Annotated in this window: 11 protein-coding genes; 9 read left to right on the forward strand and 2 right to left on the reverse strand. The window is 67.6% G+C overall.

Annotated elements, in window-relative coordinates; all coding sequences use genetic code 11:
* Nucleotides 1–66: 66 nt before the first annotated feature.
* The 3 genes from WBQ80_RS14920 (at nt 67) to WBQ80_RS14930 (ending at nt 1,572) form a co-directional block, all read left to right on the forward strand.
* Entirely contained in the window at nt 67–525 is a 459-nt protein-coding gene (locus tag WBQ80_RS14920) for a hypothetical protein (protein WP_336572267.1), read from the forward strand.
* Nucleotides 525–1,043, forward strand: coding sequence for a hypothetical protein (locus WBQ80_RS14925; RefSeq protein WP_336572266.1), 519 nt, complete (start codon nt 525–527; stop codon nt 1,041–1,043). The genes WBQ80_RS14920 and WBQ80_RS14925 overlap by 1 nt, the downstream gene beginning before the upstream one ends.
* Before the next feature lie 64 nt (nt 1,044–1,107).
* Entirely contained in the window at nt 1,108–1,572 is a 465-nt protein-coding gene (locus WBQ80_RS14930) for a hypothetical protein (RefSeq protein ID WP_336572265.1), read from the forward strand.
* Nucleotides 1,573–1,604: 32 nt separating this feature from the next.
* Here WBQ80_RS14930 and WBQ80_RS14935 read toward each other — a convergent pair whose 3' ends face one another.
* A complete protein-coding gene (locus tag WBQ80_RS14935; protein ID WP_337282593.1) occupies nt 1,605–2,018 on the reverse strand; it encodes a hypothetical protein in 414 nt (137 codons plus the stop codon).
* Nucleotides 2,019–2,296: 278 nt separating this feature from the next.
* Between WBQ80_RS14935 and WBQ80_RS14940 the strand changes: the two genes are divergently transcribed.
* The 5 genes from WBQ80_RS14940 (at nt 2,297) to WBQ80_RS14960 (ending at nt 8,506) form a co-directional block, all read left to right on the forward strand.
* Nucleotides 2,297–3,502, forward strand: coding sequence for an NINE protein (locus tag WBQ80_RS14940; protein ID WP_336572263.1), 1,206 nt, complete (start codon nt 2,297–2,299; stop codon nt 3,500–3,502).
* Nucleotides 3,503–3,637: 135 nt separating this feature from the next.
* Entirely contained in the window at nt 3,638–4,405 is a 768-nt protein-coding gene (locus WBQ80_RS14945) for a DUF2510 domain-containing protein (RefSeq protein WP_336572262.1), read from the forward strand.
* A gap of 46 nt (nt 4,406–4,451) precedes the next feature.
* Nucleotides 4,452–5,282, forward strand: a complete 831-nt coding sequence (locus WBQ80_RS14950; protein WP_336572261.1) for a DUF2510 domain-containing protein — start codon at nt 4,452–4,454, stop codon at nt 5,280–5,282.
* A gap of 175 nt (nt 5,283–5,457) precedes the next feature.
* On the forward strand, nt 5,458–8,022 hold the full coding sequence (locus tag WBQ80_RS14955) for a GmrSD restriction endonuclease domain-containing protein (RefSeq protein WP_336572260.1): 2,565 nt from the start codon (nt 5,458–5,460) through the stop codon (nt 8,020–8,022).
* 106 nt (nt 8,023–8,128) lie between these two features.
* Nucleotides 8,129–8,506, forward strand: coding sequence for a hypothetical protein (locus tag WBQ80_RS14960; RefSeq protein ID WP_336572259.1), 378 nt, complete (start codon nt 8,129–8,131; stop codon nt 8,504–8,506).
* 50 nt (nt 8,507–8,556) lie between these two features.
* On the opposite strand, the gene WBQ80_RS14965 is transcribed toward WBQ80_RS14960, so the two are convergent.
* Nucleotides 8,557–10,773 carry a 3'-5' exonuclease gene (locus tag WBQ80_RS14965; RefSeq protein WP_336572258.1) on the reverse strand — a complete coding sequence of 739 codons (2,217 nt, stop codon included), beginning with the start codon at nt 10,771–10,773 and terminating at the stop codon, nt 8,557–8,559.
* Here WBQ80_RS14965 and WBQ80_RS14970 point away from each other — a divergent pair.
* Entirely contained in the window at nt 10,697–12,073 is a 1,377-nt protein-coding gene (locus WBQ80_RS14970) for a DNA cytosine methyltransferase (protein ID WP_336572257.1), read from the forward strand. The two genes, WBQ80_RS14965 and WBQ80_RS14970, sit on opposite strands and share 77 nt — an antisense overlap.
* Nucleotides 12,074–12,082: the final 9 nt, after the last annotated feature.

Consider the following 12,082-nt stretch of genomic DNA (forward strand, 5'->3'; position numbering starts at 1 on the left):
CATGGATCGAGAAGAATCTTCTATAAATAGCTTTACCTAGCTATAGCTATTCGGTACGGTCGAGTCATGGATGATCGCGATAAGGAAGCACCACAGCTGATAGAGCTGCGCGTCTTGGTTCCTGCGCACCGCGAAACGGAGTTCTACCGCTGGTTCGCGGACTGGCGCGACGAGGCGCCGACAGAGAGCGTGTCGTCAGATTCGCTGGTTGCGGAATCTGAGTTGGAGGCCGCGGCGAAGTGGTGGAAGACCCTGACGAAGAAGGAGCGTGCGCTCTGGAACATCTGGATCGAATCCGCACCCGGTCTCGTGGCTGCCGACCGGATCGTCGAGGAACTTCATCTGAAGTCGACGCGCGCAATTCCTGGGATCCTGTCTTGGCCGACCAGGAAGGCTCGGCGGGTCGGATTCCGGGCGCGTTGGACGTTCGATGCGAACGACGGCTCGCCCTTGTACGGAATCGAAGACCCCGATTACGCCGATCTCCTCCAGCGTGCGAGGGCCAGCCTGCAAGGCGACTTCTGATGACGCCCGAAGAAGCCGATCCGCGAGTGAGCATGATTGCCGGGCGGGCGAGCCTCAGCTCCGAAACCCATCCAGGGGACGCGGCCGAGCTCGAATCAGAGGGCGCCGGCGCAAGCCAACGACAATACGATTCGCTCGACGAGGCACTCCGCGCGCATCGGATCCCTTTGGAGAACTACGACATGATCCGCCGCATCGCCAACGGGATCGGCTCGTCGACGTTCTTCGGCACCTCTGGGTATATCAGGGCCCCGCGGGACTCGGGCGGACCGGATATTCGGGTCTCCTATGGCTACACGAACGGATTCCGGTCCGCCGAAGAGGCCGCCCAGGTGCTCGGAGCGGATATCGAGCTTTGGCGCAGCGCGCGCCGTGGCCTTTGGGGCGTGACGCATCCGGTGAACAACACGCGCGGGCGAGGCGATCGTATGCAACGAAGACAACGGCTCGACGGCGGCGCGTGCGGCAGCTGTGGCAATCGGCTGCCGCGATCCGGGCTGTGCGATTTCTGCAGCTGATGAAGCGGTCAATGCACCGCGGCTCTCACTGGCGCGTGGTACCGGCGCCGTGCAGAATCAAACCATGTCGGCGATCGCCATCTACCTACGGAGCGACCAACTCGGACGGCGAAACCTCGACCATGCGATCGAGACCGGCACTTGGGGATTCACTCACGACCGCCCCCATTACGGACGGATCACGCGAGGCACGTCAGTGCTCATCGCAAGCGGCTTCAGCCATCCGACGCTCGGCGGGAGCCCGCGTCGCAAGGCGGAACTCTGGTCAGAGGGGGTGCTCAGGCGCATCGCCGTGTTTCGCGCGGAATCGGGCGTCCGACCGGAGGGGACGCTGCTGCGGCCGGATGAGGTCGAGAACGGCGAACTTCGCTATCCGTTCCGGGTAGCGATCAAGTATCTCCGCGACGTCCGCGACATCGAAGTCGCGCAGCTCCCAACGGACCTAGCGGAGGGATTCCGAATCTCCGCGATGACCGGGGGAAGCGGCACTGAAGTGGCCCCCGCGGTGCTGCCTACGGTGCTCGGGTGAGGTGAGGGAGCGCTTCGCCCCACAGCTGTCAGTCACCGAGACGTCGTCAGTTGTGCGATCGGCGTGCCGGGGCCGTCCCTCCGCCGTGCGCGTCGATCCCCGTACCGCGCGTGCCGCTCGTCGAGCTGCATGATCCGGCGCCGCAGGACGGTTAGCAGCGCCGCGACGTGCCGACGCCGGTGCGGCTCCAGCCCACCACCGGCTTCGAGGGCGCCCGCCCGGTCGGCGATCGAGCGCAGCCGGGTGACGGTGTCGCGACGCCACGCCTGGTAGGCGTCGTCAGGGCGAGCTGCGAGACGTTCGAAGCGGTCGTCGATGATCGCCAGGCGCAGCTCGAGCGCCTGAACGTCGGCGAGGAACTGCGCGCGATCGATGTGGCCGACCGGCATGCCGGGGGCGCGGAGCCGAGCGTCCAAGCGTGCGCTGAGTGGTGAGTCCGAGCCCATGTCGGTGCTCCTTGCTGACTCCAGCCGTAGCCGAAGATTGCGACGCTACGGCGGGCCACCGACATCCGCTCGGAACGGTGGTCGACCGGCCGTGTACCCCTTTCTGGGGTGGATGCCACGGCGGCGGCTGATCAGGCACAGAATCCGCAGCCCAGAAGCGGGGCCTGAAGGGCTCGCGCGCCGCCGTCGCGTCGGACCGGGTAACTAACGTCGGTCAGCTGTCCATCCGACGGCGGCGCGCCGAACCGTGCGCCCACACCACAGCGAACGGAAACACCATGAGCGACTCGAACTCGACTCCTCCGGCAGGCGGCACCCCCGCCACGACCGACGTGTCGCCCGCATCGGCCGGCGGCACGCCTCCCGGTTGGTACGACGACGGCTCCGGCGCGCAGCGCTACTGGAACGGCGACGCCTGGACCGAACACACCGCGCCCACGGCATCCGCCACCGCTGCACCGGCGACAACCGTCACCGCCACGTCGGCGGATCCCGCCCCCGGAACCGGCCCCGGCGAGCCGGCGCCGAAGTCCTTCATCGTCACCTGGCTCTTCGCCCTCCTGCTCGGCCTCTTCGCCGTCGACCGGTTCTACCTCGGCAAGATCGGCACCGCCCTCGCGAAGCTCTTCACGCTCGGCGGCCTGGGCGTGTGGGTGCTCGTCGACCTGGTCCTCGTGCTCGCCGGCGCCCAGCGCGACAAGCTGGGCCGCCCGCTCGAGGGGTATGCGAAGCACCGGACGATGGCGTGGATCGTCACGGCGGTCTTCATCGTGCTGTCGCTCATCGTGAACGGCGTCAACGCCGCGAATCGCGGAGACGACGTCGCGCCGATCGCCGACCCCGGCATCGCAACACCCGACGAGACCGCAGTGGATGCCGCGGCCGAACCGGAGGACGAGCCCGCGCCGGAGCCCGAGCCCGCCCCCGAGCCCACCGCCGCCGACTGGGCCGCGGAGACCTGGGGCACCTTCGAGCCGGTGACGCAGTCGGGCACCGGCGACAGCATCATCACCCTGCCCGCGACCGCCGCGATCGTGACGGCGACCCACGACGGTGCGCGCAATTTCGTGCTCAGCGGTCTCGACGCGTCGAACCAGTCGACCGGCGACCTGCTCGTGAACACGATCGGGCCGTACTCCGGCACGACCGTGTACGGCTTCACGTCGTTCACCGAGCCGAAGACGCTGCAGGTCACGGCCGACGGGAACTGGACTGTGACGATCTCGCCCGTGGCATCCGCCCCCGCGCTGGCCGGGTCGGGCACCGGCGACGCCGTGCTGCTCTACGACGACGATGCGGCGGCGCTCACCGCGACGCACCAGGGGTCGCGCAACTTCGTCGTCATCGAGGAGACCGGCGCCGCATTCAGCATGGGCCTGCTCGTGAACGAGATCGGAGCGTACAGCGGCACGGTGCCGCTCAGTGCCGGACCGTCGGTGATCGCAGTCAACGCCGATGGGGCGTGGACGCTGGCGGTCGGTTAGTCACTAACCGTCTCGCGGATGCCGCGGGCACGAGCTCGCGGCATCCGCCCCCTGAAATCGCCCCAATTCTGGGCATTCCGCGGCGGTCGCTCAGGCCGCTACCGTCGCAGACTTCACCGCTCCCGAGGAGATCGCATGTCCGATCCGAACACCCCCGCCCACGCCCCCGCTCCGAACTGGTATCCGGACCCGCACGACGCGAGTCGGCTCCGGTACTGGGACGGCGCGGCCTGGACCGATCACTTCGCACCGGCCACAGCGCCCGCACCCGTGGGCGCAACGCCGTCCGCGGCACCGAGCGCCGCCGATACGCAGGTCTACGCCGCTGCAACATCGACCTCAGCGCCGAGTTCGAACACCCGGCGCACCCTCCTGATCGCGGGCGCGGTGGTCGCGGGCGTCCTCGTGGTCGGCAGCATCGGTGCGGCGATCGGCGCCGCGAGCGGCGGCGCCGAATCGGCTGCGACCATGGCGCCCGCGACACCGTCCCCGACGCCGACGCCGGAGCCGGCTACGCCCACTGCGACGCCGCCCCCGACGCCGATCGCCGAGCCGACGCCCACCCCGGCCGACCCGGCGCGGTTCCGCGGGTCGGCGAATTCGCACCTCGACGACATGCAGAAGGACCTCGACGACATGGTCGTCACACTCGACGAGGGCGGCTTCTTCCGTTTGCTGTCCAACTCCGTCGAGCTGAGCTTCAACCTCGGCCAGCTCCAGTCGCTCGACGCGCCGGAGTCGGTAGCCGTGGCGTACGCGGACAGTCTCGGGCGACTCGAGGCGTCGATCGACGCACTCGACGACCCGATCGCCGCGTCCGACGACCCCGGGACCCGCGCCGCGATCGAGGCGGTCCGCGCCGAGGTGGAGGCAACGCGCGGAGTGGTCGATCAGGCCCAGTGACCGGGGCTCGTGACGCAGGTCAATTCTCGAACCGAAGGACACGATCATGAACGAGAACGAGCCGGAGAAGCCGCTCGAGCGCAACGGCAGCGAAGCCGACAACTCGGTAGAAGGCTCGGGCGTAGAGCCGCCGAGTGTGCAGAGCGAAGCGAGCGATCAGACGGATGCGCGAGAGGTCGCTCTCGGCGAAGACGAGGTCGCGCAGCCGACGTCCGCGCAGTCCACAGCGGATGAGCGGGCGCCGGTCGGCTGGTACCCGACGCCCGACGGCGGCCAGCGGTACTGGGACGGCGCGAGGTGGCTCGACCTCCCCGACCCGGCAGCTGCGCGGGCGACCACCGACGCGGTACCCGGCGCGGCATCCGTGGGGACAAGCCGCAGGAGGAAGCTCATCACCGCTGCGATCATCGGTGCGCTCGCCGTCGTGCTCATCGGCGGTGGTCTGCTCGCCTGGAAGGTCGTGTCCGACGGCGAGGCGGCGCGCGTGGCGGCCGAGGAGGCAGCGGAGGCTGCGCGCGAGCGGGAGGCCGAGGCGGAGCGGGAGAAGGAACGCGAAGAGGCTGCGGAACGTGCCGCCGAGGCGGAGGACGACGCAGAGCGCGAGACGCGCGCTGCAGCGGTGCCAGGCATCGAAGAGAGCGTGAAGGTCATGGCCGAGGAGCACGCCGCCGACGGCGTCATCGATGGGCCGATCCTGAGCGTCAGCTGCTCTCCTGTGCAGGGCGGCTCGATCGACGACCTCTCCGAGCTCACCACTGTCTTCGAGTGCTTCGTCGCTACCGTCGACAACGGCGACGGCACCATGACCGGCTACACCTACAACGCGACGATGAACTGGTCGACGGGCTCGTACACCTACGGACTCGGGGCGCCGTGAGCCGCATGCGGATGACACCCCCGACCGACGAGCGACTCCGTGACGTAGCGACACGGCATGATGAGAGTCGCGGTGGCATCCACCCCGACCAGAGGCGCTCCACGCGTCTGCGAGACCTGAACCCGCGCGCACGCTTGGAGCGGCGGCCCCTTCACCGACGAAAGGCCCGATCGACATGGATGTACAGGAGACCCGCCTCCGAGAGGTGCTGCAGGGCCAGACTCAGTACCGGGTACCGCTGTACCAGCGCCCGTACTCGTGGACGCTCAAGCAGCTCGAGCGCATGTGGGCCGACATCATCGAGCTCGCGGAAACCCACGTGACCTCGCCATCGGCCACGCATTTCACCGGTTCCCTGGTGCTCTCCACGGGCCAGATCGGCCCCAACGGCACCGAGTTCCTCGTCGTCGACGGCCAGCAGCGGCTCACAACCCTGAGCATCCTGATCGCCGCGATGCGAGACCATTACGCGGAGACCGAACCGGACGACCTCGCCCAGATCGCCCGGCTGGAGGAGACCTTCCTCATCGACCGCTTCAAGCAGGGCGACGCCCGTCTGAAGTTGCTGCCGACCCAGGCCGACCGCCCTGCGTATCGCTCGATCGTCGCCGGGTCGATCGATCACTCGGCACCGTCGGGACTTCTGGAGGCGTACCGCTTCTTCAGGACGAAGCTGCGTCTCGCCGATGATCCCGACGACCCGCACGACATGCCCCGCATCGAGGGCGCCGTCCTCAACGGCCTGGTCTTCGTTGCGATCACCGCGAAGGGCGACGACAACGTCTACCGGATCTTCGAGTCGCTCAACAACACCGGGATGAAGCTCACGCAGGGTGATCTCCTCCGCAATTACCTCTTCATGAGGGCCGGCGAGCGCGGCGACGAGGTCTACGAGACCTGGTGGCTTCCGATGCAGAAGCTGCTGTCGCCGAGCGACCTCGAAGCACTGTTCTGGATCGACCTCATCTGGCGAAGCCCCGACTCGAAGGCCGGCGACATCTACTCCGGCCAGGTCGAGCGGCTTCGCCACCTCGACCAGGATCAGGTGATCGACGAGGTCAAGCGGTTCAAGCGACTCGCCGAGCTCTTCGCGATCTATCGGGACCCATCGCTGGAGCAGAACACAGCCGTCGCGAGGCAGCTCCGGCGGGTGAAGAGCTGGGGCATCGGCTCGATGGACGTGCTGGTGCTGTTCTGGCTGCGGCTCCGTGACGACGGCCTCATCGGCGAAGCGGATGTGGTTGCCGCGCTCCATCTGATCGAGTCGTTCCTGGTCCGGCGGATCATCATCGGTGCGCCGGCGAACTCGCTTCCGAAGATCTTCAACCGAGCGGTCACCGAGCTCGGCGAGACTGCCTCGGTGGACGCGCTCCGCCGCTACTTCACCGTAGGTCGCAAATTCTTCGCCACCGACGCGCAGATCGCAGAAGCAGTACTGTCCAAGCCGTTCTACTACCAGGGTCGGCCGCATCAGCGGAAGACCGTGCTCGCTTGGCTGGAAGAGGCTACTCCGGTCAAGTTCCGAGGAGTCGACCACAAAGCGCGCGAGCTGGCGGACCTCTCGGAGACCAGCATCGAGCACGTCATGCCTCAGACACTCAGCCCCGCATGGCGCGATGCGATCGCCAGCCAAACTGACGACCGGTCCGTCGACGAGGTGCACGAGGAACTGCTGCACACGCTGGCGAATCTCACGCTCACGGCCTACAACTCGGAACTCAGCAACCGCCCCTTCGCCGAGAAGCGCGAACTGCTCGAGTCGTCCGGCCTGCGGATGAACCACGAGATCGCTGCCCGCCAGACCTGGGGTCCGGAGGCGATTCTCGAACGCGGGCGAGTGCTCGCCGAGCGCATCGTGACGACGTGGGTCGGCCCGGTCGCCGAGACCGATTCGAGCGACTCGGGAGTGAGCTGGAAGATCGCCATCGATGCGGTCGGCGCCATTCCCGCCGGCCGATGGGCGAGCTACGGCGATGTGGCGGCGATCGCGGGAACGCATCCGGTCCCGCTCGGCCAGTTCCTCGCGACGAAGCCGATCCCCGGCGCGTATCGCGTATTGCAGGCGGCAGGCACCGTGTCACCGGGTTTCTATTGGAACCCGGGAAGCGAGTACGCCGCGCGAGATGTCCACGACGTGCTTCGCACGGAAGGCATCGAATTCGATTCGGAGTTGCGGGCATCCCCGGACCAGAGGATGCAGGTGTCCGAGCTCGCCGAGCTCATCGGCCTCTCGGTTCGATCGGATGTCGAGCCGCAGATAGAGGAGGAGGGCGCTGAGCGCACCGCGTTCATGACGCAGCTCACCGCGAGCCAGCCACCCACGACGATCCACGGGGTGATCGAGCTGCTCGACGCATGGGAACGGCTGGGTGGTCACCTGACCTACGGCTCGGGTGAGGATCTCGCATGCATCCTCCAGGCACCCACCGGCCCCGCTCGACCCAAGCACCTCTGGCCCATCGCGCTGTATGCGTCCGGGTACGTCGAGGTCGGGTTCCAGTACCTGGTCACTCGTCCGCCGTTCGACGAGCCCGAACTCCGTGAAGAGCTCCGGGCCCGGCTCGGCGAGGCGAAGGGCGTCGACCTTCCGCCCGACAAGCTGAACAAGCGCCCCTCGTTCCCGCTCGACGTTTTCGACGACCGCGGAGACCGAGAGCGAATCGTCGAAGCACTCGAATGGTTCATGAGCGAACTCGACCGCTACGACCAGAAAATGGCCGCAAAGGAGACGGCAGCCTAGATGGTGCAGGTGCCGCCCGAGGACTCGGCACGTCGAGCCGTCATTGCAATTACAAACCTCTGCGCTGCCGGACCTTGGGTGAAGTGACGGAGGGCTCGAAGCCGTCGTGGGTCGTTACCAGTTTCTTGAGATTCTTCAACTGATCGTCGGGAGCGGCATCGAGCTGAGCCCGGAAATCCGGGTCGGCGAGCTGGGTACGCATGCCATCCAGCCATTCCTGCCATGTGGTGTTCGTGACGCGATCAGCAGCCCGGAGATCGCATTGATCCTCGCTCAGCCTGAGGTACGCACCTATCGCAACAGTTCGGCGCCGAGCAGCTTCTTCTCCCGGGTAGAACTCGGATTCAGCGATTCGATCCCAGATCGACCAATACCGTTCGAGATAGAGATTCTCCAGATCCCTGTGGAGTTGGGTTCGTTGGAGACGAAGCTGATGCCCGACGTAGAACACGGCCACCAGGGCGATTGCGCCGAAGAGAGCTGACGCCAACGCCGACCACGCTGCGAGCGCGTCCGCCCATGACGGTTCAGCCATTACCTGTCCCTCCCCGCGAGCAGCGGCGACGGCTCCCCCGCCCACGACACCACGAGTTCGTCCCGCGCCCGACTGGCCGCCACGTAGAGCAGCGATCGCTCGCGCAGCAGTAGATCCTCGAGCTCGTCTGCCGGAGCGTTGGCGAGCATGAGCGGGTTCGGCATGACACCGTCCGAGACGTCGTAGAGCACGACGCGGCTGAACTCCTGACCCTTCGCGGTGTGCATGGTGAGCGTGACGGGCTTGTCGCCGTTGACGCTCGGCGCCTTGATGTGGTTCAGGTGCACTCCGCGGTGGCTCAGCTCGGCCCGCACCCTAGCCGCCGCGGCGTTGCCTCTGGCGAGTACCGCGATCGTGGCAGGGTCGACGTCATCGTCGATCCACGACCGGATCAACTGGGCGATGCCGTCGTGCAGCTCGTCCGGATCGCCGCACGCCAGCACTCGCGGCGTCGGGCCGCGCCGAGCAGAGCGATATCCGACGAGCGCGACCTCGTCGCCCTCGGGGTCCAGGTACTCGGCGCCCGCGAGCACGCCGAGCGCGTACTGCAGGTTCTCCTCGGTCGTCCGGTAGTTCAGCGTCAGGCGCCTCGAGCGCCCGCGGATCGCGATGCCGTACCGGAGCAGCACGACGTGCTCACCGTAGATGCGCTGGTGACTGTCCTCGGCGATGAACAGGTCGTCGACGCCCGGGCGCACGAGCGACCGCAGCATCTGCCAGTGCGACGGCACGAGGTCCTGAGCCTCGTCGACGAGGAGGTGATCGACGAGTGCTCCCTGGGAGTCGCCGACCGAATCGAGCCATACCGAGGCGATGGACGCCAGTTCGGCCCACGTGAGCTCGTTCGCGGCGCGCAGCTGTCGGCGGTACTCCTCGATCGTCCGCCAGACCTCGACCCGCTTGCGCCGATCGAGTGCGACCTTGCGACCGGGGCGACGGATGGCGAAGTACTCCTCAGCCTCCGTGACCCTCGCCGGCAGCACGACCTGCACGTACTCGTGCTCGAAGAAGGACTCATTGAGCAGGTCGGGTGGAAGGTCGGGAGCCGCGATATCCAACGCGGAGGCCCAGCGGTCCTGGTTGCCGATGAGGGACTTCGCGAAGCCGATCGTGTCGCCGAGGACCGCCGCGGCGGCCGCACCGAAGCCCTTGCCGGCCCGCGACCGGACCATCGCCGAGAGCTGATCGACGCCTCGAACGAGGATGCCGCGCTCCCCCAGCGCCGACGCGATGGGAAGGTCGGGGTCGAGCCTCGCAAGGTCGCGCTTGAGGTTCTCGGCGAGCGCTCGCGTGTACGTCGTCAGCACGACGGATGCCTCGGGGTTGCGGCGCATCAGGTGACGAGCGCGATGCAGGAGCACGACCGTCTTCCCGGTGCCGGCTCCACCCGAGAGGCGGTACGGCCCGTTCCAGCTGCCCGTCGCGTACCGATCCTGTTCGGGGTGGAGGAACACTCGCCAGGAGCCGAAGTCGCCCTCCTCGATGATGCGGCGCAGGGATTCGTCGCTGTCGATGTAGGTGAATTGCATCTTGGCGGCCGGGTGTTCGAGTGCCCGCAGGATGCGGTCGTCCTCACTGAGATGGGCGAGCTCTTCGGCGTCGGGGGCCTCGTCGAAACCGAGGTCCGTGCGGATCTTCCCGAGCTCGTCGCCGAACGCGAGCCCCAGGGCGGCCAGCTGCTGCCACGTATTCGGGAAGCGCTCGGCGATGTCGGTGACCGCCTCCCGGGTCGTCGCGGCGAGCAGTGCACGAGCGGATGCCTCGTCGAATCCGAGCACGTCTGTGAGGTCGGCGAGCGAGTAGTTGTAGGTGCCCTCGAGGTACGAGACCGACGTCGCCGCGCCATCCGTCGCCGGCTCGTAGTGCACGGGTTGCACCGGGAACGCGACGTCGACGATCTGCGCGATGCCGTTGATGGGGTTGCCCTCGAGCCGCCGCGTCTTGGCGAGCATGTTGCCCTCGTCGTGCGGCCACGTGCCGGCGTAGACGTACGTCCGCACGCCCTCGCTCGAGTCGAACCGGAAGAGCACCGCCCGCCAGCCCTGCGTGACGCGTCCGGTCCGTGCTCGCGGGTCGGCCGCATCCGTCATCGGCTTGATGCGGAGGCCGTCGGCGGTGTCATCCTGGCGCAGCTTCTTGATGAACGCGGCCTCGCGGATCTCGACGGCCTTGTCGAGTTTGGGCGGCTTGAGCCCCTTGAGGTCGGTCCAGAGCACGTTCGGCATCGCACGGCGCTTTCGTTCGGGTCAGGGCTGTGGGCCACATCGTATCGGCCGTCGGCGACGTGGGGGCTCGGGCACGACGTCGGTCACCGCTATCGTTCAAGACGTGGAATGGGCGACGGATGCGAGAACCGATCCGCACCCGCTGCGCGAATCGGTCCGGCCGGATTTCTCGGTCGGCGATGCACCCCTCCGCCTCGTCGATCTCTTCGCCGGCTGCGGCGGCATCACCCTCGGCATCGCCCAGGCCGCTCTCGCCGCCGGCCGCGGCCTGGACATCGCGCTCGCCGTCGACTTCGAGGAGCAGGCGACGACGACCTACCTACGGAACTTCCCGTCGGCGACGCGAGTCGAGACCGCACCCGTTGAGGACTTTTTCGACGGCCCCGTCGGCTCCGAGCCGACCCTCGCAGAGCACCGCACTGCGCGAGAAATCGGTCGGGTCGACATCCTCGTCGGCGGGCCTCCGTGCCAGGGCCACAGCAACCTGAACAACCACACCCGCCGCGTCGACGAGAAGAATGCGCTCTACCTGCGCATGGTCCGCGCCGCCGAGGTCCTGAATCCCGAGGTCGTCCTCATCGAGAACGTCCCGGCCGTGCTCCGCGACCGCCACGACGGCCGCGGAGTCGTCGAGCGCGCGCGCGAAGCGCTCACCGCTTTGCACTATCAGGTCGCCGACCAGGTCGTCAGCCTCGAGCGGCTCGGCGTCGCGCAGACGCGACGTCGTCACATCCTCCTCGCGACACGGGATGGATCGGTCTCGCCGACCACCACCTTCGAGACCCTCGCTGCGGACTCGGTCCAGCACGACCTCGCGTGGGCGATCGGCGACCTCGTCGATGTTGTGCCGACCAGCATCATGGACCGCCCCCCGCAGGCCAAAGCGCCGAACCTCGAACGCATGCAGTGGCTTCTCGACAACGACGCCTACGACCTCCCGAACCATCTCCGTCCCGAGTGCCACCAGGGCGACCACAGCTACAAGTCGATGTACGGCCGCCTTCGATGGGACGAACCGGCGCAGACCATCACGAGCGGCTTCGGCAGCATCGGCCAGGGCCGGTACATGCACCCCGAGCTCCCGCGTGCGCTCACCGCGCACGAGGCCGCGCGGATCCAGGGCTTTCCCGACTACTTCGACTTCTCGACCTGCACCACGCGCAGCGCGCTCGCCACGATGATCGGCAACGCCGTGCCCCCACAACTGGGCACAGCGGTCGTTTCCGCACTGCTCTCCGCCGGAGCATTCGGCAGTATGGAAAGCGTTCAACCAACGTCGGCCCTCGCGTAGCACGTCGGT

Origin of the sequence: Agromyces sp. CCNWLW213, from assembly GCF_037199545.1 — a bacterium.
In the GTDB taxonomy this organism is placed as follows: Bacteria; Actinomycetota; Actinomycetes; order Actinomycetales; family Microbacteriaceae; genus Agromyces.

Coding starts and splice junctions, on each gene's coding strand:
- WBQ80_RS14955 (WP_336572260.1), top strand. CDS start 5,458: ATGGATGTACAGGAGACCCGCCTCCGAGAGGTGCTGCAGGGCCAGACT.
- WBQ80_RS14950 (WP_336572261.1), top strand. CDS start 4,452: ATGAACGAGAACGAGCCGGAGAAGCCGCTCGAGCGCAACGGCAGCGAA.
- WBQ80_RS14945 (WP_336572262.1), top strand. CDS start 3,638: ATGTCCGATCCGAACACCCCCGCCCACGCCCCCGCTCCGAACTGGTAT.
- WBQ80_RS14920 (WP_336572267.1), top strand. CDS start 67: ATGGATGATCGCGATAAGGAAGCACCACAGCTGATAGAGCTGCGCGTC.
- WBQ80_RS14935 (WP_337282593.1), bottom strand. CDS start 2,018: ATGGGCTCGGACTCACCACTCAGCGCACGCTTGGACGCTCGGCTCCGC.
- WBQ80_RS14940 (WP_336572263.1), top strand. CDS start 2,297: ATGAGCGACTCGAACTCGACTCCTCCGGCAGGCGGCACCCCCGCCACG.
- WBQ80_RS14970 (WP_336572257.1), top strand. CDS start 10,697: ATGAACGCGGCCTCGCGGATCTCGACGGCCTTGTCGAGTTTGGGCGGC.
- WBQ80_RS14925 (WP_336572266.1), top strand. CDS start 525: ATGACGCCCGAAGAAGCCGATCCGCGAGTGAGCATGATTGCCGGGCGG.
- WBQ80_RS14930 (WP_336572265.1), top strand. CDS start 1,108: ATGTCGGCGATCGCCATCTACCTACGGAGCGACCAACTCGGACGGCGA.